16 protein-coding genes are annotated in these 20,743 nt (G+C 45.1%); 11 read left to right on the top strand and 5 right to left on the bottom strand.

Annotated elements, in window-relative coordinates; all coding sequences use genetic code 11:
- Window positions 1-206 precede the first annotated feature (206 nt).
- From AC1DP6_RS30105 to AC1DP6_RS30090, 4 genes are all read left to right on the top strand, one after another.
- Window positions 207-926 (top strand): (Fe-S)-binding protein, encoded by a 720-nt coding sequence (locus tag AC1DP6_RS30105; protein WP_477024560.1) that lies wholly within the window; start codon window positions 207-209, stop codon window positions 924-926.
- Between the two features lie 34 nt (window positions 927-960).
- Complete coding sequence (locus AC1DP6_RS30100; RefSeq protein WP_477058204.1) at window positions 961-1,374, top strand: EVE domain-containing protein; 414 nt, start codon at window positions 961-963, stop codon at window positions 1,372-1,374.
- Window positions 1,375-1,513: 139 nt separating this feature from the next.
- Window positions 1,514-2,434: a DUF4349 domain-containing protein gene (locus AC1DP6_RS30095; protein WP_477058203.1), complete on the top strand. Its 921-nt coding sequence runs from the start codon at window positions 1,514-1,516 to the stop codon at window positions 2,432-2,434.
- A 10-nt stretch (window positions 2,435-2,444) separates the two neighbouring features.
- The gene (locus tag AC1DP6_RS30090; protein ID WP_477058202.1) at window positions 2,445-3,122 is read left to right on the top strand and encodes an SIR2 family NAD-dependent protein deacylase; all 678 of its coding nucleotides are present in this window, start codon (window positions 2,445-2,447) and stop codon (window positions 3,120-3,122) included.
- A gap of 85 nt (window positions 3,123-3,207) precedes the next feature.
- On the opposite strand, the gene AC1DP6_RS30085 is transcribed toward AC1DP6_RS30090, so the two are convergent.
- Window positions 3,208-4,530 (bottom strand): saccharopine dehydrogenase C-terminal domain-containing protein, encoded by a 1,323-nt coding sequence (locus AC1DP6_RS30085; protein ID WP_477058201.1) that lies wholly within the window; start codon window positions 4,528-4,530, stop codon window positions 3,208-3,210.
- A gap of 422 nt (window positions 4,531-4,952) precedes the next feature.
- Here AC1DP6_RS30085 and gyrA point away from each other — a divergent pair, with 422 nt between their 5' ends.
- On the top strand, window positions 4,953-7,559 hold the full coding sequence (gene gyrA, locus AC1DP6_RS30080) for a DNA gyrase subunit A (protein ID WP_477058200.1): 2,607 nt from the start codon (window positions 4,953-4,955) through the stop codon (window positions 7,557-7,559).
- A 168-nt stretch (window positions 7,560-7,727) separates the two neighbouring features.
- Window positions 7,728-8,981 carry a tetratricopeptide repeat protein gene (locus AC1DP6_RS30075; protein WP_477058199.1) on the top strand — a complete coding sequence of 418 codons (1,254 nt, stop codon included), beginning with the start codon at window positions 7,728-7,730 and terminating at the stop codon, window positions 8,979-8,981.
- Window positions 8,982-9,128: 147 nt separating this feature from the next.
- On the opposite strand, the gene AC1DP6_RS30070 is transcribed toward AC1DP6_RS30075, so the two are convergent.
- The 4 genes from AC1DP6_RS30070 to AC1DP6_RS30055 all read right to left on the bottom strand — a co-directional run bounded on the left by AC1DP6_RS30070 (window position 9,129) and on the right by AC1DP6_RS30055 (window position 12,848).
- A complete protein-coding gene (locus AC1DP6_RS30070; protein ID WP_441575095.1) occupies window positions 9,129-9,326 on the bottom strand; it encodes a hypothetical protein in 198 nt (65 codons plus the stop codon).
- 155 nt (window positions 9,327-9,481) lie between these two features.
- Window positions 9,482-11,686 (bottom strand): hybrid sensor histidine kinase/response regulator, encoded by a 2,205-nt coding sequence (locus AC1DP6_RS30065; protein WP_477058198.1) that lies wholly within the window; start codon window positions 11,684-11,686, stop codon window positions 9,482-9,484.
- Window positions 11,687-11,830: 144 nt separating this feature from the next.
- Complete coding sequence (locus AC1DP6_RS30060; protein ID WP_441575093.1) at window positions 11,831-12,025, bottom strand: hypothetical protein; 195 nt, start codon at window positions 12,023-12,025, stop codon at window positions 11,831-11,833.
- Window positions 12,026-12,152: 127 nt separating this feature from the next.
- Window positions 12,153-12,848, bottom strand: a complete 696-nt coding sequence (locus AC1DP6_RS30055; protein WP_477058197.1) for a LytR/AlgR family response regulator transcription factor — start codon at window positions 12,846-12,848, stop codon at window positions 12,153-12,155.
- Between the two features lie 103 nt (window positions 12,849-12,951).
- On the opposite strand from AC1DP6_RS30055, the gene AC1DP6_RS30050 reads away from it, so the two are divergent.
- The 5 genes from AC1DP6_RS30050 (at window position 12,952) to AC1DP6_RS30030 (ending at window position 20,742) form a co-directional block, all read left to right on the top strand.
- Window positions 12,952-13,266, top strand: a complete 315-nt coding sequence (locus AC1DP6_RS30050) for a DUF6660 family protein (protein ID WP_477058196.1) — start codon at window positions 12,952-12,954, stop codon at window positions 13,264-13,266.
- Window positions 13,267-13,391: 125 nt separating this feature from the next.
- Window positions 13,392-16,496 carry an efflux RND transporter permease subunit gene (locus AC1DP6_RS30045; protein WP_477058195.1) on the top strand — a complete coding sequence of 1,035 codons (3,105 nt, stop codon included), beginning with the start codon at window positions 13,392-13,394 and terminating at the stop codon, window positions 16,494-16,496.
- The gene (locus AC1DP6_RS30040) at window positions 16,493-17,725 is read left to right on the top strand and encodes a TolC family protein (protein WP_477058194.1); all 1,233 of its coding nucleotides are present in this window, start codon (window positions 16,493-16,495) and stop codon (window positions 17,723-17,725) included. The genes AC1DP6_RS30045 and AC1DP6_RS30040 overlap by 4 nt, the downstream gene beginning before the upstream one ends.
- Before the next feature lie 79 nt (window positions 17,726-17,804).
- Complete coding sequence (locus AC1DP6_RS30035; RefSeq protein ID WP_477058193.1) at window positions 17,805-18,983, top strand: efflux RND transporter periplasmic adaptor subunit; 1,179 nt, start codon at window positions 17,805-17,807, stop codon at window positions 18,981-18,983.
- Between the two features lie 130 nt (window positions 18,984-19,113).
- Window positions 19,114-20,742 (top strand): hypothetical protein, encoded by a 1,629-nt coding sequence (locus AC1DP6_RS30030; protein WP_477058192.1) that lies wholly within the window; start codon window positions 19,114-19,116, stop codon window positions 20,740-20,742.
- The last annotated feature ends 1 nt before the right edge of the window (window position 20,743 follow it).

Here is a 20,743-nt window from a genome sequence, read left to right as displayed (position 1 = left end):
AGCAACAGGCGTTGGACAGGCTCGGAGGAGCGCACGGCCACAAAGGAGAAGAGGCTGCCATCACTGCTTTGAAGATGATTGCATTGCAAAGAAAGTTAGCTAAGAGCTAGCAGCTAAACGAAAAAGGATAGCTAACAGCCAGTAGCTAACAGCTAAACAACAAAGGTTAGCTGCAGACTAACGGCTAACAGCTAAAAGCTATATAGATGAATGTACAGTTATTTATACCGTGTTTTGTAGACCAGTTGTTTCCTGAAACCGCTTTTAATATGGTGAAAGTGCTGGAGAAACTGGGATGTAATGTGATGTATAACACGGAACAAACCTGTTGCGGCCAACCCGCCTACAATGCGGGGTATCAGGATGAATGTCGTACAATCGCTACCAAGTTTGTAAAGGATTTTAAAACCTTCGACTACATTGTTGCCCCCAGCGGTTCCTGCACCGGTTTTGTACGTAATTACTATGGCAAATTATTCGATAATTCTGCCGCACATAATGATGTGAAACTACTTAAAAAGAACCTCTACGAGTTTACAGAATTCCTCACAGATGTATTGCATGTAACTGATCTCGGCGCCACCCTCAACGGGGTAGGCACCTATCATGATGCCTGTGGTGCACTGCGGGAATGCGGCATCAAAGAAGGTCCACGCAAACTGCTCGAAAAAGTAAAGGGCCTGGAACTGAAAGAGATGAACGACAGCGAAGTGTGTTGTGGATTTGGCGGCACGTTTGCCGTGAAGTTTGAACCGATTTCTATGGGTATGGGTGAGCAGAAGGTCAACAACGCCCTGACCAGTGGTGCAGATTACCTGATTTCTACTGACCTGTCCTGCCTGATGCACCTGGATGGTTATATCCGTAAGCATGGCTCCAATATCAAAGTAATGCACATTGCAGATGTACTGGCCAGCGGCTGGTAGATCGCCATATTAAAATCCGAAAATTTTATACAATATGAACTATTGGCTGGTGAAGTCTGAACCATTTAAATACTCCTGGGACCAGTTTGTAAAAGATAAAGTTACTTTCTGGGATGGGGTACGTAACTACCAGGCGCGCAACAATCTTAAAGGCATGAAAAAGGGCGACCAGGTACTGTTCTATCATAGTAATGAAGGAATGGAAATCGTTGGTCTGGCTACCGTGTCTAAAGAGTCTTACCAGGATCCTACCACACCTGATCCTAATTGGGTAGTAGTGGAATTGAAGCCACTGAAACCCTTCAAAAAATTCGTTACACTTGCGCAAATGAAAGCAGAAAAGAGACTGGCTGATCTGTCGCTGATCCGCCAGGGACGCTTGTCTGTCTGCGATGTGAAGCCGGAGGAGTTTGAAGCCATTATGGAAATGGGGGGTATGAAAAAGTAAATATTTTACAGAGATTATAAACGCGAAGGTTATCTTTCTTACCGGAAGATAACCTTCGGTGTTTTAAGAAAGGAGGGAAGATTTTTTTATTGGTTATGGAATTTGCAGCCGGTGAACATCATACAGGAAATTACGCCATATGAGATATTCCATTTTCCTGACACTCAGCACCGCTATATTAATATTATCTGCTTGTAGCAGCAACAGCTCTTCGGTTGCAAAACAATTATTAGTAGCGCCGGCTCCTGGTGCTACGTTGCCGGAAGAACGGGCAGCAGGGAAAGGGTTTACATCGGAATCAGTGAAGGAAGATGAGATGTCCCCTGCCGCCGTTGATGCTCCGGATAACAGCGACCCGTTACCCATCTCCCAGAAAATTATAAAAAATGGGATCCTCCGTTTTTCTACTTCCGATTTTGACGCCTGCCGGAATCGTGTAGCCGATACCGTTAAAAAATACGGTGGTTATATCGCCAATGAAAGCCAGACAAATACCAGTATGGAATGGCGTAATGAACTGGAAATTAAAGTGCCCTCCGCCACATTTGATAAATGTATGGAAGCACTGGCTGGTGGCGCCACACGGGTAGAAGAAAAAAGCATGACATCTACTGATGTAACAGCAGAATATGTAGACCTGGATGCGCGTATGAAAGCACGTATGGCGGTAGAACAACGCTACCTGCAGATATTACAGCAGGCAAAAAAAGTAGAGGAAATACTGGCCGTGGAAGCGCAGTTGAAAAGTATACGGGAAGAAATTGAATCCGCCAAAGGCCGTCTCCAATACATGGATCATCATGTGGCGTATAGCGGAATTCACCTTACCTATTATCAGACCTTTGCCAATACAGATCCGCAGGCGCCGGGATTTCTCAAACGTTCCTGGTTATCATTTGCAGAGGGTTGGAACAGCTTTTTAGCTTTCTCACTGGGCTTATTAAGTGCATGGCCTTTGTTACTTGGTATTGTTTTTATCTTTATTTTTATAAGACGAGGAATAAGGAAATGGAAATTAAAAAGGGCCATTGCCCAAACCCCAACTAACGTAAACCTATAAACGAATCAACATGAAACCAAGATTGGTGGTGCTGACCGGAGCCGGCATCAGCGCAGAAAGCGGGCTCCGAACCTTCCGCGACTCAGACGGATTATGGGAAGGCTATAATGTATACGAAGTAGCCTCGCCCAAAGGCTGGCAACAAAATCCTGCCCTGGTACAGGATTTCTACAATGGCCGCCGCAAAGATGTACAGGCGGCACAGCCCAATGCGGCCCACACAGGGCTTGCAAAGCTCGAAGAAAAATTCGATGTGCGGATTATTACCCAGAATATTGACGACCTGCATGAACGTGGCGGATCTACCAATGTACTGCATTTGCACGGGGAAATATTCAAGATGCGTAGTGTCAATAACGATCACGTGATCTACGATATCCGGGACGATATTAAAATGGGAGACCTGGCAGAAGACGGTGGACAGTTGCGCCCACACATCGTATGGTTCGGAGAAGCGGTGACGATGATTGAAAAGGCCGTAATGGAAGTACAGGCGGCAGATATTTTTGTAGTCATCGGAACCTCTCTGCAGGTATATCCGGCGGCTAATCTGCTGCAGTATGTGAAGTTCAGAACACCTACGTATATCATTGACCGTAAGATCCCATCATTTGAATCCATGCCGAATCAGTTTACTATTGAGAAACCCGCTACAGAAGGAGTGGCAGAACTGATCAGTATCTTATAAAAATAAAAACCTCCCCGCTCTGGGGAGGTATCACAAGTCCTTGGTGCCCGATAGAGTCCATCATAGGAAAACAATAATGTTAGCTTTATTCAAAGCTTTCCTCAAATCTGATATCGTACTCTTCTAATTCTTTTAGAACGGGGTTGTAAATTTCCGGCATGACCGGTATCTGTAAACCTGTTAGTGTTACTTTATCCTGTAGTATGAGTTTTGCCATGATACCCAGTGGGAGGCCCACTGTTTTGGCCATCGCTGTGTGTATATTGTCTTCGCCCTGGGCGATCATGTAACTGTGCATCCTGGTGGCCATGTTACGGCGCTCGAATTCAATTTCATGCATCATTACAATCATGTCCTTGTCTGCCGGTTCCATTTTCAGTTTGTTCTCCACGAGGAACTGGAGGATGTCCGCATTGGTTTGCTCACCTAAATTTATGACATCTGTGCTTAATAATCCCAGAAATTTTAGCTGGCGGATGACTTTGGACTTGGTGCTGACACCAAGATGCTGGGCGATATTCTCTTCCGGGGTGCCCGGTTGCTCCGTCACCAGGGCGGTAGCCCAGCTGGAATAGGTTAATTGCCCGGTGGCAATTTTAGTGGTGTCTTCCGTCAAACCCAGCTTTATCAGGGCATTCCAGCCTTCGCAGAAGTCGGGGTAGCGGAGGGTGGCACGCATAAACGTGGCCAGTTCTTCCAGCTTGTAGGCCTCCATGTAACCGAGAGAGTCGCGGTTAGGGTAGAAGGCCAGTTTGCCCAAACCCGGTACCTGTATGGTTTTGGTGTGGTCAAACAGCTGTTCATGATTCAGTTCTTTTACCTTCCCCTTTTCTTTGTAGGTAGCCCCGGAACTGCCTGCCAGCACGATGTTCCGGGCATTCCATGACACTTTATACTGCCATGGATTATCGTTACTGTCTGGCGAAATAAGGCCGCCACAGTACGATTTAAAGGAAAATATCTGGCCGCCTTTTTTCTCAATAGAATGAATGAGTTTCATGGCGGACATATGGTCGATGCCTGGATCCAGGCCCATTTCGTACATAAAAAGCAAACCGGCTTTTTCTATCTCTTCCTGTAGTTTACGTACTTCAGGATCAATGTAGGAAGCGGTGAGCAGGTTTTTCTTCGCTTCCAGGCAATCTTTTGCTACCAGGATATGTAGTTGGGCCGGTAGTAAGGAAATAACCAAGTCTGTTTCCCTGATCAGTTGCAGTCTGGCGTTATGGTCTTTAATATCAAGCGCCGTAGGCGTTGCATAATAAGATTTTCCTGTTTTGGACTTAATAAGCGACAGGTCGTGATCAGCTACAGTTAAATGCCATTTTTGTCTCGGCGCATTTGTTAACAGATAGTCGATCAGACTGGTGGCCGATTTTCCGGCGCCAAACAACAGTATGTTCTTCATAGTCTTCTTTAGAAAGTGATTAAGAATCAGGGGAATAACAGCTCTTTTGATACTAATGTTCGAATTTAAAGGCAAATTCGGATTTATTCTTCTTATATATATGTTTTCCGTTGATTCGATCTATTGATTATCAGTTGGTTAGAAACAAATACTTTGCCAATATTTATATTCTAATATATTAAACCAGCTTAACATATTGCAGATAAATTAAAAACAGGGCTATTTACCTATAACGTAAAGCACCTATAAATGGTTGTCATTCATTGTTTAAATCAATCATATATCGATATTGCAATATAATCGTTTATCCCTATAGCCCTTTTTATTCACATTTTCTGATATTTAGCTCGTAATAAGGGCTGAAATGGCTATATTTGCCTTTATCTGTTTTGAGCAGAAAAAACTGTAAATCAACACACAAAATGACAGAGCATACGGAAAATCATCAGGAAGGGAGAATTGTCCAGATAAATATCGAGGAGCAAATGAAAACGGCCTACATAGATTACTCTATGTCCGTGATCGTAGGCCGCGCCTTACCCGATGTGAGAGATGGTTTGAAGCCTGTGCACCGCCGCGTTTTATTCGGAATGAATGAACTGGGGAACCACAGTAACAAAGCCTACAAGAAATCAGCGCGTATTGTGGGTGAGGTAATGGGTAAATATCACCCGCATGGTGATGCTTCCATTTATGACACCATTGTACGTCTGGCGCAGCCCTGGAGCATGCGTTATCCAATGGTGGATGGTCAGGGTAACTTCGGTTCGGTAGATGGAGACATGCCGGCAGCGATGCGTTACACGGAGATCCGCCTGCAGAAGATCGCAGAGGCCATGCTGGAAGACATTGAAAAAGAAACGGTAGACTTTACCAACAACTTCGATGATACCCTCGAAGAACCTACTGTACTGCCAACCCGTATTCCCAACCTGCTCGTAAACGGTGCCTCCGGTATCGCCGTAGGTATGGCCACCAACATTATGCCCCATAACCTCAACGAGGTAGTGGATGGTGCCATCGCCTATATCGAAAACAAAGAGATCACCATTGAGGAACTGATCAAACACGTAAAAGCACCAGACTTCCCAACAGGTGGTGTTATTTATGGTTTTGAAGGCGTTAAGCAGGGATTTGAAACCGGAAGAGGCAGAGTAGTGGTAAGAGGTAAAATTACCTCAGAAACGGCTAAAAACGGCCGCGAAAAACTGATCATTTATGAATTGCCTTACCAGATCAACAAGGCCGTTCTGCATCAGAAAATTGCGCAGCTGGTAAATGATAAAATTATTGAAGGTATTTCCGATGTACGTGACGAAAGTGACCGTGAAGGAATGCGCCTGGTAATTGATCTGAAAAGAGAAGCTATCTCTAATGTGATCATCAACCAGCTATTTAAATATTCCGAACTGCAGACATCTTACGGTATCAACAACGTGGCGCTGGTAAAAGGCCGTCCACGTATCCTGAACCTGAAAGATATGATCGGTGAGTTCATCGACTTCCGTCATGAAGTAGTTATCAGGAGAACCCGCTTTGACCTGCGTAAAGCAGAAGAAAAAGCGCATATCCTCGCTGGTTACCTCATCGCTCTGGATCACCTGGATCAGGTAATTGCCCTGATCCGTGCGGCTGCTACACCGGAAATCGCGAAAGATGGCCTGATGAGCGAATTCGGCTTGTCTGAATTACAATCCAAAGCTATATTGGAACTGCGTTTACAACGTCTGACCGGTATGGAACGCGACAAGATCCGTGCTGAATACGATGATATCATGAAGCTGATCACTTATCTGAAAGAAGTACTGGGTGATGAAGGATTACGTATGAAGATCATCCGCGAAGAACTGGAAGAAGTGAAAAAGAAATTCGGTGACGAACGTAAAACAGAGATCCAGTACCTCGCCAGCGAAATGAGAATCGAAGATATCATCGCAGAGGAAGACGTGGTAATTACCATTTCTCACCTGGGTTATATCAAACGTACCTCTGCTTACGACTATCGTCAGCAGAAACGCGGCGGACGTGGCGCCATCGGCGGTAAAACACGTGATGAGGATTACATCGAACACCTCTTCGTGGCCTCTACACACCATACCATGCTGTTCTTCACGGAAAAAGGCCGCTGCTACTGGCTGAAGGTATACGAAATTCCGGACGGAGAAAAGAGCGGTAAAGGACGTGCCATCCAGAATATGATTCAATTACCAGGCGATGATAAAATCCGCGCCATCATTGATATCAAAGACCTGGGCGACAAAGATTTCATCAATAACCATTATATTGTACTTTGTACCAAGAAGGGTATCATCAAGAAGACCATGGTGGAAGAATTCTCCCGCCCACGTCAGAACGGTGTAAATGCCATTACCATCAATGAAGGCGATGAACTGCTGGAAGCTAAACTGACCACCGGTGACAGCCAGATCATGATGGCCATTCAGAGTGGACGCGCTATCAGATTCCCCGAAGCAACCGTACGTGACACAGGTCGTGGCGCTATCGGTGTAAGAGGAATTGAGGTAGACAGCGAAAACGATGAAGTGGTTGGTATGGTTTGTGTTAATAAAGACGACGATCAGAAAACAATCCTGGTGGTTTCCGAGAAAGGTTTCGGTAAACGTACCAATATTGAAGAGTATCGTATTACCAACCGTGGTGGTAAAGGGGTGAAAACCATTAACATCACTGAAAAAACCGGTAATCTGATCGCAATACTCGATGTAACAGAGAAACACGATCTGATGATCACTTGTAAATCAGGTATCACCATTCGTATGGCCGTTGCAGATATCCGCGAAGCAGGTCGCGCCACACAGGGTGTTAGACTGATCCGCCTGGATGACAGCGATGAAATTGCTGCCGTAGCACGTCTGGACGAACAGGAAGTAGTAGAAGCCATCCATGATGAAGAAGGTGTAGAGGGTAGCGAAACACCAGCTGTAGCCACTGACGAGACGCCAACTGCTGAAAGCAATGATGCTCCTCCGGAAGAAACCGCCGGCGAAGCAGAATCAACAAACGAATAACTGAATAACTTAGTTAAAAAACAGGCAACAGCTCCTTTAGGAAGAACTGTTGCCTGTTCCTGATAAAAAATACAGCCAGCTCTTAGTGGTAACGGGATTGCTGGTTGTATTATTATTTATTAGAGCACCATACTCTTATTGTAATCAGCAACTAAAAAAAACAAAAGCATGAAAAAATTATTGGTATCTCTTCTCTTTTGCACGGCCGGTGTATCGGTTATGGCGCAACGGGCAAAAGTTAGCAGTGCGGATGAGAACCTGAAGAAGCAAGATCTGGAAAAAGCCAAAGCGGACATTGACGCAGCATTACAGAACGATAAAACCAAAAACGAAGCTAAAACCTGGCTGGTAGATGGTAAAATCCTCGAAGCAATGGGCACCAAACAAAAGAACTCCGCTTTAGCTGGAGATGCTTTTGCCGCTTTCAAGAAAGCATTGGAAATAGATCCTAAAATGAAAGAGGCAGTTCTGGAAATGAACCAGCCTTTGTTCAATGTATACGCTACCATTGCTAATGCTGGTTATGCTAACCTGAACGAACAGAAATGGGATTCCTCTCTGCTCAACTTCAAAAAAGCTTTCGAAGTAGCTGAATTCTACAATGGTAAAAATTTAGGTGGTTCCATTCCTACAGATACTGCCCTGACTTTTTACGTTGGTTACGCTGCTAACCAGGCAGGTAAAAAAGATGATGCTTTCACTTACCTGAAAAAAGCAGCAGATCTGCAATTCAAAGGTGAACCAGCGCTCTATGTAATCCTGGGTCAGCTCTACGAAGAAAAAGGCGATCAGGCAAACTGGCTGAAAACCATTGAACAAGCTAAAGTTTTATTCCCTAAGGATAAACGCTTTAACGACATGGAAATGGCTTTCTACAGCAAAACCGGTAAGACAAACGAATTACTCGGTATGCTGGAAAAGAAAATTGCTGACAACCCAAGCGATGAAGCTGCAGTACTGGACTACGCTATCCGTGTAGACAACCTGGCTAATCCCCGTGATGATAAAGGTAATGACGCTCCTAAACCAGCTAATTATGAAGAACTGATCGGTAAAGCAGAAGCAGCTTACAAAAAAGCTATCGAAATGAATGCTGCAGATGCTACTGCTAACTTCCAGTTAGGTGCACTGTATTTCAACCGCGCTGTTGTTTTCAACAAAGAACTGAACGGTCTGGATAGCAAACAACAATCTTCTCCTAAAGCAAAAGAATTACAAGGTAAAGTGGAAGGTCTGATGAACCAGGCATTACCTTTCTTTGAAAAAGCTGATGCAGGTTTCACCGCTAAAGCCAGCAGCCTGGATCAAAGCGACAAACAAACCTACGAAAGCTGCTTATATGCTTTACAGAAGATCTATGCGATCAAAAACAACACTGCTAAAGTAGAAGAAGTGAAAAAGAAACTGGACGGTTTGAAATAATAGCAGCTACTATACATATCATTGAAAAGAGTCCACCGCGCGGTGGACTCTTTTTTTATGCTCCCTTTTCAGCAACCTGAGGGCACAAAAAATCCCGTCAACCTGAGGTAGACGGGACTTATTAACTCAAACGCTTTATAGCTTAAATTATGCTTTCTTAGCAGCAGCAGGTTTTGCTTCAGCTTTCTTAGCAGGTTTTGCAGCTTTTTTAGTAGAATCAGCAGCAGGCTTTGCAGCTTCAGTTTTAGCTTTTTCTTTCTTAGCTGGTTTAGCAGCAGGTGCTTGTGCGAAAGAAGCAGCAGAAATGCTCATTACTACTACAGCGGCGATCAGGCTTTTTTTCATGATAATTGTCTTTTAAAATGATTAGATGATGAATGTGTTGTTAAAATTTCTACAGTAAAAATACAGCAGGAGAGAAGGCGTTTAGGGTAGGTTTCGGTGAAAAGGGAATTACTGTCGTTGAACAAGGAAAAATGTACGGTAATGTATGCTGCGAACTATAATAAAATATTGATCGCTTCCTGTACGGCCTGTATACACAGTTGTTTCAGGGCATTGAACTGCCCGGCTACTACATTGGGATGGTAGTTATTTTCCTGCAGCTTTTCCAGTGGTTCCAGTATAGGATAGAGATGTGCTTCCAGCCCTATAAATGAAACGGTTGTTTTTAAGTTATGAGCGTTGGCACGGATCGCAGTAATGTCTTCTGCTACCACTGCTTTTTTCAGGAGAGACAGCTCTTCAGGCAGTTGTGCAATGAATTGCTCCAGCATCGTTTTTTCGAAGTGCAGATTGCCCTTGGAAAGATCGTGGAGGTAGTGCATGTTAATCAGCTGTTGCGGGGCATTGCCATTTTCATGCGGATGATACCAGGCTGCCGGTAATTCCCGGGGCGGCAATTTGCCAATGTATAGCTGGATCATTTTATAGAGTTCTTCTTCAATAATAGGCTTTGAAATATACTCATTCATGCCCATCTGTAAACATTTTTCCCGTTCTCCAGCCATGGCATGCGCTGTCATAGCAATCACCGGAATGGTGGAGTGCAACTCATTGCGGATTGCCTGTACGGTAGAATAGCCGTCCATTTCAGGCATTTGTATATCCATCAGCACCAGGTCGTAATGTTGTTTATCCAGCGTCTGTAATACCTCTTTGCCATTATTGACAATCTTATATTGCAACTGCCAGCTACTCAGCAGATGGCGAAGCAGGTTCTGGTTCATTTTATTATCTTCTGCCACCAGCAGACGTACATCCGGATGCAACGGTAACTGGTCATTCTCGTTAAAATAAGTATTACCTTCTTCAGAAAGCGATTCTCCCAAAGTATAAGGTAATTCTACTTTGAAAGTAGCGCCTTCACCGGCTTTACTTTCCACGGAAATAAAACCATTCTGCAGTTCTATCAGTTGTTTTACAATGGTTAACCCCAATCCTGTTCCTCCGAACTTGCGTGTGGTAGAGGCTTCTGCCTGGTTAAAGCGATCGAATATACTATGTAGTTTAGAGGCATCTATGCCAATGCCGGTGTCACTAACGGTAAACAATATACGAACAGCCTTTTCTTCCGACCATACCTTTGTTACGTGAATGCGTACTTCCCCTTCGTTGGTGAATTTAACCGCATTGCTCGTAAGGTTTATGAGCACCTGTGTCAGCCGCATCACATCTCCGTATAAAATATCCGGTACTTCCTCATCAATGGTAACGGACAATTGTAGTTGTTTTTCTTCTGCCTTGGGCTTGAACATAGTATTCACGCCATGCAGCACGCTGCGTAGGCTAAAAGCAGTGGCTTCTATGCGCATCATACCGGATTCTATTTTAGAGATATCCAGTATATCATTGATGATCTCGAGTAAACTTTGCCCGGCATTTTCAATAACGCCTACATATTCTTTTGACTTATCGTTGAGTGGCTGCGCTTTTAACAGATGAGTAAAGCCCAGCACAGCATTCATAGGCGTGCGGATTTCATGGCTCATATTAGCGAGGAACTGGTCTTTTACTGCGGCCAGCCTTTTCTCCTGTCGCTGTGATTCATCCAGGGCTTCTATGAGTTGTTCCTGCCGGTGGATACGGCTGGTAATATAAAGAAATGCCAGTAAGCTGGTTAAGCAGGCAAAGAAAACCAGCACGGTTCCCCAGCTTTGTGCTTTTTGCCCGCTGCTGTCAATCAGGTGAGTGGTACGGTTTACCTCTGATTGCCGGGTAGTATCCAGTTGCCGGATAATGCTGGTAATGGCTTCTCCCAGCCGTTTTCCTTTCTGATTATTGATCATCTTTTCAGCGGCCCATTTGCCATTGCTGTAAAAGGTATCCAATACCATCAGGTTAAAGTTGTTCTTCTCATCCACCAGGTAATTGAGTTGGGTGAGGAGCTTTTCCGTACTATCGTTTTTGATGATTTTATTAATCTCTTTGAGGTCAGCTTTGATGATGGCAATTTCAGCTTCGATGCCGGTGATGTGGGTAGTATCCTGGGAAATGACCGCCCCGCGCACTTTGCTATCGGTTTTGGCCATATTGGTTTGTAACTTCTGCAGTTCATTTTTTACATTCAGCTCCTGCAGTAGTTGCTCATTGCCTTTGATCAGCTTGCGGATATTGTTGGAAGAATTAAACTGCAGCACAACAAATAACACCATTCCGGAAATGAACAGGCCGAGGAGGTAATATTTAATTCTTTTAGGCTGCATGACAGTTTAGTACATAGTAAACGCTGATATAGGAACGCCAGTTCATTAAAAGTAGGAAATTATTCCTTAGTTCTCTAGTTATTTAGCCTCAGAGCACAATTACTCTGAGGCTAAATAATAGAAAAAATCAATAATGAATTGTAATTATTTCGCTTTTGGTGCAGCAGGAGCAGCAGCTGGTTTGGCTGCTTTATGATGATGCGTTGCATGCTTTTTATGAGCGGGAGCTTTCGCAGTCGCTTCTTTCTTAACTTCTTTTTTAGGTGTTATTGCTTGTGCAAAAGATGATGCACTGATAAACAACATAGCTGCAGCGATGATAATACCAAACTTTTTCATGGTTGTATATTTTAGTTAGTGATCAATTGTTTGACGACCTAAAGATACATCCACTTCAAAGGCAGTTGCATAACTTATGGCCCAACAGGCAGCAGCTATCGGTCAAAAAGGATAAAGTGTCGTTAAGCTACAGAAGATTCAGTTTATTATTCAGGGCAGAGCGGTATGCATCCGCTATGGGTATAGCATTCTTCTGAATGAGGATAGTACCGTCTTCTATGGACTCAATTTTGTCAAGCGCTACGATATAAGAGCGGTGTACACGCATAAACTTACCAGTAGGGAGCTTTTCTTCCAGTGCTTTCAAAGTAGTGTGTATGGCGTGAAATTTCTGAGGGGTATTTAGTTTAACATAGTCACCCATCGCCTCCAGGAAAAGAATATCTTCTGTACGTATTCTTTTTAATATACCATTATCACGTATAAAAACAAACTCCGTATCAGATACCTGCAGTTCCCGGTTATTGCTGTCAAAAATTTCTTTGGCCTTTTCAATGGCCTGTATAAAACGGGCAGGTTGTACCGGCTTGATAAGGTAGTCGGCTACGTTTAGCTCAAAAGCTTCTACCGCGTATTCTTTTTTTACTGTGGTAAAAATGATCACCGGACGCTTTTTACCCAGGTTACGGGTTAGCTCCAATCCGCTCATGCCGGGCATTTCTATGTCCAGCAGGAGGAGATCTATTTTCTCTTTCTGTAAAAGATTATAAGCTTCCATCGCGCTGCTGCATTCGCCAACAACGTGAAGATGCTCTACATGGCTGGCCAGTTGCTTCATGGCGGTCCGGGCCAGCTTATTATCATCTACTATCAGGCAATTCATGCGGCTAATTTAAGGACAAATCATAATATAAAATCATCTCAGCCGCAACTACGATGCAGTTTTTTCCGGGAGACTTATACTTTTAATTTTTACATTTGTAATCATGAAGTGGCTACTTTATATATTAAGCTGTTATATACTGCTGTTGTCCTGCATCCCATGCACGGATAACAATGCCGTGAGCAGTAGCCCGGGAGTGTCTTATGCACTGCTGACCCCTTCACATAACCACGAATCACAACCAGACTTCTGCTCTCCTTTATGTGTGTGTAGTTGTTGTAATGTACAGGTAACCCCTGCTACTCCCGTGGTTGTTTATTTCTACATGCAGCAGGTAATCCTTGATTATCCTGTTTTGCCCGTTAATCCGCTCCCTTCTTCTTCAGATAATATCTGGCAGCCCCCACAGCTGGTTTAATAATGTTTTACGGGATGTTTTTGCTATGAGCGTATCAGTGCCTTTAAAGGGTACAGATATGGTTCAGGTACATCATTTTATTACTTATTGAATCAATCATGCTGGATAAGATTATTCGTTTCTCTGTGAGGAACAAATTAGTTATAGGTATACTCACACTCTTGCTGGTGGCTTGTGGTACCTACTCACTGTTACGCCTACCCGTAGATGCGGTGCCTGATATCACCAATAACCAGGTACAGGTGATCACACAGTCCCCTTCGCTCGCTGCACAGGAAGTTGAAAGGCTCATTACCTTTCCGATAGAACAAACCATGGCGGTTATTCCCGAACTGGCGGAAGTCCGCTCTATATCCAGGTTTGGCTTGTCTGTAGTCACTATCGTATTTCACGACGATGTAGATATTTACTGGGCACGGCAACAGGTAAACGAAAAGCTCGGAGAAGCTAAAACCAATATCCCACCCGGAATAGGAACACCGGAGATGTCGCCCATTTCCAGTGGACTGGGAGAAGTATATCAGTATGTGCTGCATCCTCAGAAAGGATATGAAGACAAATTTAATGCGCGTGAACTACGTACTGTTCAGGATTGGTATGTAAGACGACAGCTGCTGGGTACACCCGGTGTGGCGGAAGTCAACAGCTTTGGTGGTTTGCTGAAGCAATACCAGGTAACCCTGAATCCTGATAAACTGCGCAGTTATCAGCTGAGTATTGCAGATGTGTTTAATGCACTGGAAAGAAATAACCAGAATACAGGCGGTGCATATATAGATAAAAAGCCTAATGCTTATTTTATTCGCAGCGAAGGCCTGATTGGTAATCTGGCGGATATAGAGAAGATTGTGGTGAAGAATATCCCGAACGGATTGCCTGTACTGGTAAGAGATATAGCTACTGTGCAGATAGGTGATGCCGTGCGCTACGGGGCATTGACCCGCAATGCCAGCGGCGAAGCCGTAGGCGGCATTGTGATGATGCTGAAAGGGAAAAACTCCAACGAGGTGGTAAAGGCAGTAAAGGTCCGGATTGCACAAATACAGAAAACGTTGCCTCCGGGTGTAGTGGTAGAGCCTTTCCTGGACCGCAGCGAGTTTGTTGGCAGGGCAGTAGGCACGGTACAGAAGAACCTCATAGAAGGGGCGCTCATCGTTATTTTTGTATTGGTGCTGTTCCTCGGTAACCTGCGTGCCGGGCTGATTGTAGCCTCGGTGATTCCTTTATCCATGTTGTTTGCCATTTCCATGATGTACCTGTTTGGGGTGTCCGGTAACCTCATGAGCCTGGGAGCGATTGATTTCGGACTCATTGTAGATGGGGCGGTGATTATTGTGGAAGCCACCTTACATCATCTGGCCGGTAGAAATAAATCTAAAGGTCTGTTGCGGTTATCGCAGGCGGAAATGGACACAGAAGTATATGACGCTGCCAGCAAAATACGCAGCACCGCTGCTTTTGGTGAAATCATCATCCTGATCGTTTACCTGCCTATTCTGGCGCTTACCGGTATTGAAGGGAAGATGTTCCGCCCGATGGCGCAAACGGTTTCTTTTGCCATCCTGGGTGCATTTATACTATCACTCACCTATGTGCCGATGATTTCGGCCTTACTGCTGAGCAAAAACCTGGATAATAAAGTAACGATCTCCGATCGTATGATGCGCTTCTTTCAGCGTATATACGATCCCGTTATAAAGGGGGCACTACGGGCAAAGGCCCTGGTAACAGGAACTGCCATCCTGCTTTTTGTAATAGCATTATTTTTATTTAGTAAGATGGGGGGAGAATTTATTCCTACCCTGGAAGAGGGCGACTTCGCCGTGGAAACCCGCTTACTAACAGGCAGTTCACTGTCCGAAACCATTGACAAAGTTAGTCTGGCTTCCGGCATATTGATGAAGCAATTTCCGGAAGTAAAAGAGGTGATCGGTAAAATAGGCGCCGCGGAAATCCCTACGGATCCTATGCCCATGGAGGCCTGTGATCTGACCATTTTATTGAAACCTAAAAAGGAATGGACCAGCGCCCGCAGCCGGGAAGAGCTGGCCAATAAAATGCAGGAAGCGCTGGAAGCTATACCAGGCGTCAGCTTCGGCTTTAGTCAGCCTATACAGCTGCGCTTTAATGAACTGATCTCCGGCGTGAGACAGGACGTAGGGATCAAGATATTTGGGGAAGACCTGGCCACGCTGGCCGGGCTGGCTGATAAGATTGGCGGCATTGTAAACCGCACTGCCGGCGCCAAAGACCTTTACGTAGAACAAACAGGCGGCCTGCCACAAATAGTGGTAACAGCTGATAGAGATAAGATCGCCCGTTACGGACTGGATATTGCCACTATTAACCAGGCAATCAACACCGCCTTCGCCGGACAAAGCGCTGGACTGGTATACGAAGGCGAGAAGCGTTTCGACCTGGTACTCCGGCTCGATCAACAGAGCCGTCAGAGCCTGGCGGATGTACAAAACCTATACATTACTACTCCCTCGGGCAACCAGGTACCGCTGGCAGAAGTGGCCAACGTAAGTATGACGATCGGGCCTAACCAGGTGCAACGGGAAGATGCCAAACGCCGCACCATTGTAGGCTTCAACGTACGCGGACGCGATATCGCCAGCGTAGTTACCGACATTGAAAAAGCGATAGATAAAGAAGTGAAATTACCGGCCGGCTATTTTATACGATACGGCGGCCAGTTTGAAAATCTGAAAGAAGCGAATCAACGTTTATCCGTAGCCGTGCCCATTGCATTGTTACTCATTTTCGGATTGTTGTATTTCACTTTCCGGTCTGTAAAACAGTCGTTGCTGATTTTTACCGCCATCCCCATGTCGGCCATAGGAGGGGTGTTTGCCCTGTTAATAAGAGGACTGCCTTTCAGTATTTCTGCCGGCGTAGGATTCATTGCCCTGTTTGGCGTAGCGGTATTGAATGGTATTGTGCTGATAGGAGAATTTAACCGTTTAAAACAATCAGGCCTTCGCGATCTGAATAGTATTGTACTAAATGGAACGGCTACACGCTTACGTCCGGTGCTGATGACGGCATTTGTTGCCTCGCTCGGATTTTTACCCATGGCGCTGGCCACCAGCGCAGGCGCGGAAGTACAGCGGCCATTAGCCACCGTAGTGATCGGAGGATTGATTACTTCCACATTGCTGACACTACTGGTATTACCCTGTTTATACATCTATTTTGAAAAAGGCTTTTCAAAACAAAAATTATGAGCATCAGGATATTCATCTTTTTAATGTTTCCATTTTCGGTATTGGCACAAACGCAGCCACTCACCATGGAAACCGCTGTACAACAGGCTTTACAGCAAAACAAAGGACTTAAATCGGCAGATGCGTCTATCGATTATTACCGGAAACTGGTAGGTACCAGTGCAGAACTTCCCAAAACGGAATTGAGTCTGCAATATGGGCAAACGAATAGTTATGTTTCCAATGATAACAACTATAGCGTATCCCAGACGATTCCCTTCCCGTCTTTATTTGGTGCAAAAAAACAACTGAATAATGCCCAGGTAGAGAAAGCTGTTTGGTTGAAAGCTGTTACAAAAAATGAGCTCATTTACCAGGTGAAACAGGTATATGTGCAATTGCTGTACCTGCAGGAAGTCAGAGCACTGATCATTCACCAGGATAGCCTGTTTACCAATTTTGCCCGCAGCGCCGACCTGCGCTACAGAACCGGCGAAAGCAGGATGCTGGAAAAAACAGCAGCAGAAGGCAGGTTAAATGAAGTGCGTAATTCCCTGCGGCAAAATGAAGCAGACATTAAGATATATACCGCACGCCTGCAGGCCCTGTTAGGTACCACTGCACCAGTGACTATTTCAGAGTCTGTAATCCCGGAAGCCAATATGCTCCTCAGCAGTGATTCTGTGGCCGTAGCGGCTAATCCGCAACTGCAATACCTGAAACAACAAATCAATATTGCCGAGAAACAGCAGAAGGTATTCAAAGCCGCTATACTGCCGGATATCACCGTGGGCTATTTTAACCAGTCATTTATAGGTAACCCGTTAAATGCCTCCGGATCGCCATTGGCTACCAATAGTAACCGGTTCCAGGGATTCCAGGTAGGACTGGCCTTACCACTCTGGATGGGACCTCTCAAAGCAAAAGTGAGAGCGGAAGAAAAGCAGCAGCAAGCCGCCAGTCTGCATTACGATAATAACGTGATCCAGCTGCAATCGCAATACGAACAGGCCGTTCAACAGTTTATTAAAAACCGCAACAGCCTGGAGTTTTACCAGCGTACCTCGTTGCCCAATGTAGAATTGTTACTGAAGCAATCTGGGAAATCATACAGTAGCGGCGACATTGGTTATGCGGAATACTTCCTGAACCTGGAACATGCACTGGCAGCCCAGCAAGGCTATTTACTGGCGCGCAACGATGTAAAACAGGCAGAGTTATATATGGCTTTCCTGGCAGGACAACCGTAACCAGGACGTAGCACTGTTAGTATAAACCGACTACCTCGTCTTAACTGGCCGGCAGTCAACATTCATAAAACGATCCATCATGCAACAATTAAAAAAATATATCCTTCTTCCTGTTATCTCAATGGCTGCTGCCATGTTAGTGGTTTCCTGCGGTAATAAGCCGGACGCCAATAAAGCTACGGAGGCCCACGACCATGAAGAAGAAGCCGGAGTAGTAGAACTGACCGCCGGGCAATTTAAAACAGTAGGAATCGCCTATGGTAAACCGGAAAACCGACAGATCAGTGGCGCTGTAAAAGTAAACGGACTGCTGGATGTACCTCCGCAGCAGCAGGTAAGCATTGCGGTGCCTATGGGCGGTTTTGTAAAACAAACGAGTTTACTGCAAGGGATGCGGGTAAAGCAGGGGCAGGTAATAGCCGTTCTGGAAAACCTCGACTACATACAAATGCAACAGGACTACCTGGAAGTAAGAAGCCAACTGGAATATGCCACGAAAGAACACGAGCGTCAGCAGGAGTTGGCCAAAGAAAACGTAAACGCCCTGAAAACGCTGCAGCAGGCCAAGGCTACCTGGCAAACCCTGCAAGCTAAAGAGAATGGGCTGAAACAGAAATTGGCGGTGTTGAACATCAATCTCGCTTCTTTGGAAAAAGGGAATATACAGCGCACCGTAAACATTACAACGCCTATCAGTGGGTACGTTACACAGGTAAACGTGAACCTGGGACAGTTTGTAACGCCTGCGGATATCCTGTTTCGTATTGTGAATACAGAGCATTTGCACGCCGAGCTAACCGTATTTGAAAAAGATATTCCAAAGCTGAAACTTGGGCAGCTGGTGCGTTTTACTTTGGCGAATGAAACTACCCAGCGTACGGCCACCGTGCACCTGATAGGCCGCGAAATCAGCCCGGAAAGAACGGTAAGGGTACATTGCCACCTGGAGCAGGAAGATACACAATTGCTACCCGGCACCTATTTACAGGCCATGATTGAAACCGGCGCCGGCAACGTGAAAGCATTGCCCGATGCAGCCGTTATTAATTTTGAAAACAAGGCGTATGTGTTTATGAAAAAGCCAACCACAGACAGCAGTTTCCATTTTAACATGGTGGAAGTGCAAAAGGGCAACAGTGAACAGGGATACACAGAAGTGACCTTCCCTAAAGATACACCGGATGCTGATATCGTCGTGACGGGTGCATACGATCTGCTGGCCAAGCTGAAGAACAGCGGCGAGCATGAAGGGCATTAGACAGTTTTTATAAGATGATCTTCAGGCGGTTACAGCCGCCTGAAGACTTTAACCCGGATTCCCTCGCAGCGTTCCCATGCTTTAAGATTTAAATAATTTCATATATTTGAAATTATTAATCAATAAGGCGATGAGTTATTTAAGATGGCCGGTCCTTTTAGGGGCATTACTTTTCAGTACCCTGGCATTTGCCCAGGTACCTGTTGTAACATTAGGGCCCGATTTCGGGGAGCCGGGAGATGGTTGGGATAAACTGATGCAGTTAAAGAATGGTAATACCTTCTACCTGCATTTTTCAAAAAAAGAGGGGCTGTCGGTATCGGTGTATAATGCGGCGCATGAATTAACGGTAACGGATACACTCCATACACAACAATGGAACAGCAGCGATCTGGAGTCCACGGAAATAGATGGTATTTATGAAATAAACGGGCAGCCGGTCATCTTCCTGCAACAACTGGTAAAATATAACCCGGTGTTATACCGGTTGGTACTGGATGCCGAAACAGGTAAACTTGTACGTGAAGACAAGCTCGGGGAATTGCCGTCTATTCAGCATCGCAGCGTGTTTGTAGAAGATAACCTGGCATCGCATGATATTTATGTAGAGAAAGATCCTAACAGCGACTATTATGCAGTGGCGTTATTTTCCGGGGCTGCTATTCAGAAAAATGACAGCATTCATGAACGCATACAAATCCTCCATTTTTCACCCACACATGACATCATAAATAAAGGCTGGTTTTACGTGGCAGATACTTCGTATAACTATTTCAGTTATATCAGTATGGCGGTAGCGGGCAAAGCGCAGGTATACCTTGGTACCGTAGCATTCAATGCCAAACGTGCAGAAGGGGATGCAGGTCCCAAGGTGCTCTTTTCCATGCTGTCGGCAGACTCGGCCACGTTCGCCCACCATGTGTTGGATTATACCGCCGGCGCAGGTAATGTAGGCGGTTATATTCAGGCAGCGCCAGCTGTAGGGCAGGTACGCATGGTATTGTATATACCTGCTAAGCAAAAAGAAGGCGGCAGCGGTATTATCATGAATACTTTTCAGGCGGCTACCGGCAAGTTAAAGAAGCATGTACAACTGGCATTTCCGGAGCTGGCCCGCAATGTGGAAGTGAACCTGGGGTATAAAGATCCCTATAAAGGAACGCCACAACGGTTACTACTAAACGAAGATGGCAGCAGTACCTTGTTAATGGAAAATCTTTCTTTCTTTAAGCAAGGGAATTCGCAGATCAATAAACTCCACACTAACCTGGGAGATATTGGTATTGCCCTGCTGGACACTATTGGGAGAGAAAATACCACCATGGCTGTTTCCAAATACCAGGTGATTACAGGTATCTGTGAGCCTTTCCAGTTGCAACGCCGCACTAAAAGTGAATGGATGTTCCGCAACAAAATTGCAGCGCTCAATACCAACACCTGGCTCTCTTACGATTATATTCCGCGCCCGGATGTTTCTTTTGTATTGTTTAATGATTACCTGCAATACCTGGATACCGGTGGGTCTGATAAAGTACGTAAGCCGTTGAAATTCGCTACAGACGCTAATTTCGTTTGTTACCGCTTTTATAAAGGAAAGATGGAAAGAATGTTTTTGTTCGGCGTTCCGGAAGTAACAAAAGGATATGCATGTATGATGGGCGCAGCAGATTACGATGCACAAAGCGGCGTATATGCTACAGTATTGATTTCCCGCAAAGGATTAGATAAGAAAGCAAACATCGCCTGGATAAAATTCTAAG

Source organism: Chitinophaga sp. 01L420 (genome assembly GCF_056399985.1).
The sequence above is the reverse complement of the archived record's forward strand: the minus strand, read 5'-3'. Positions and strand labels throughout refer to the sequence as shown.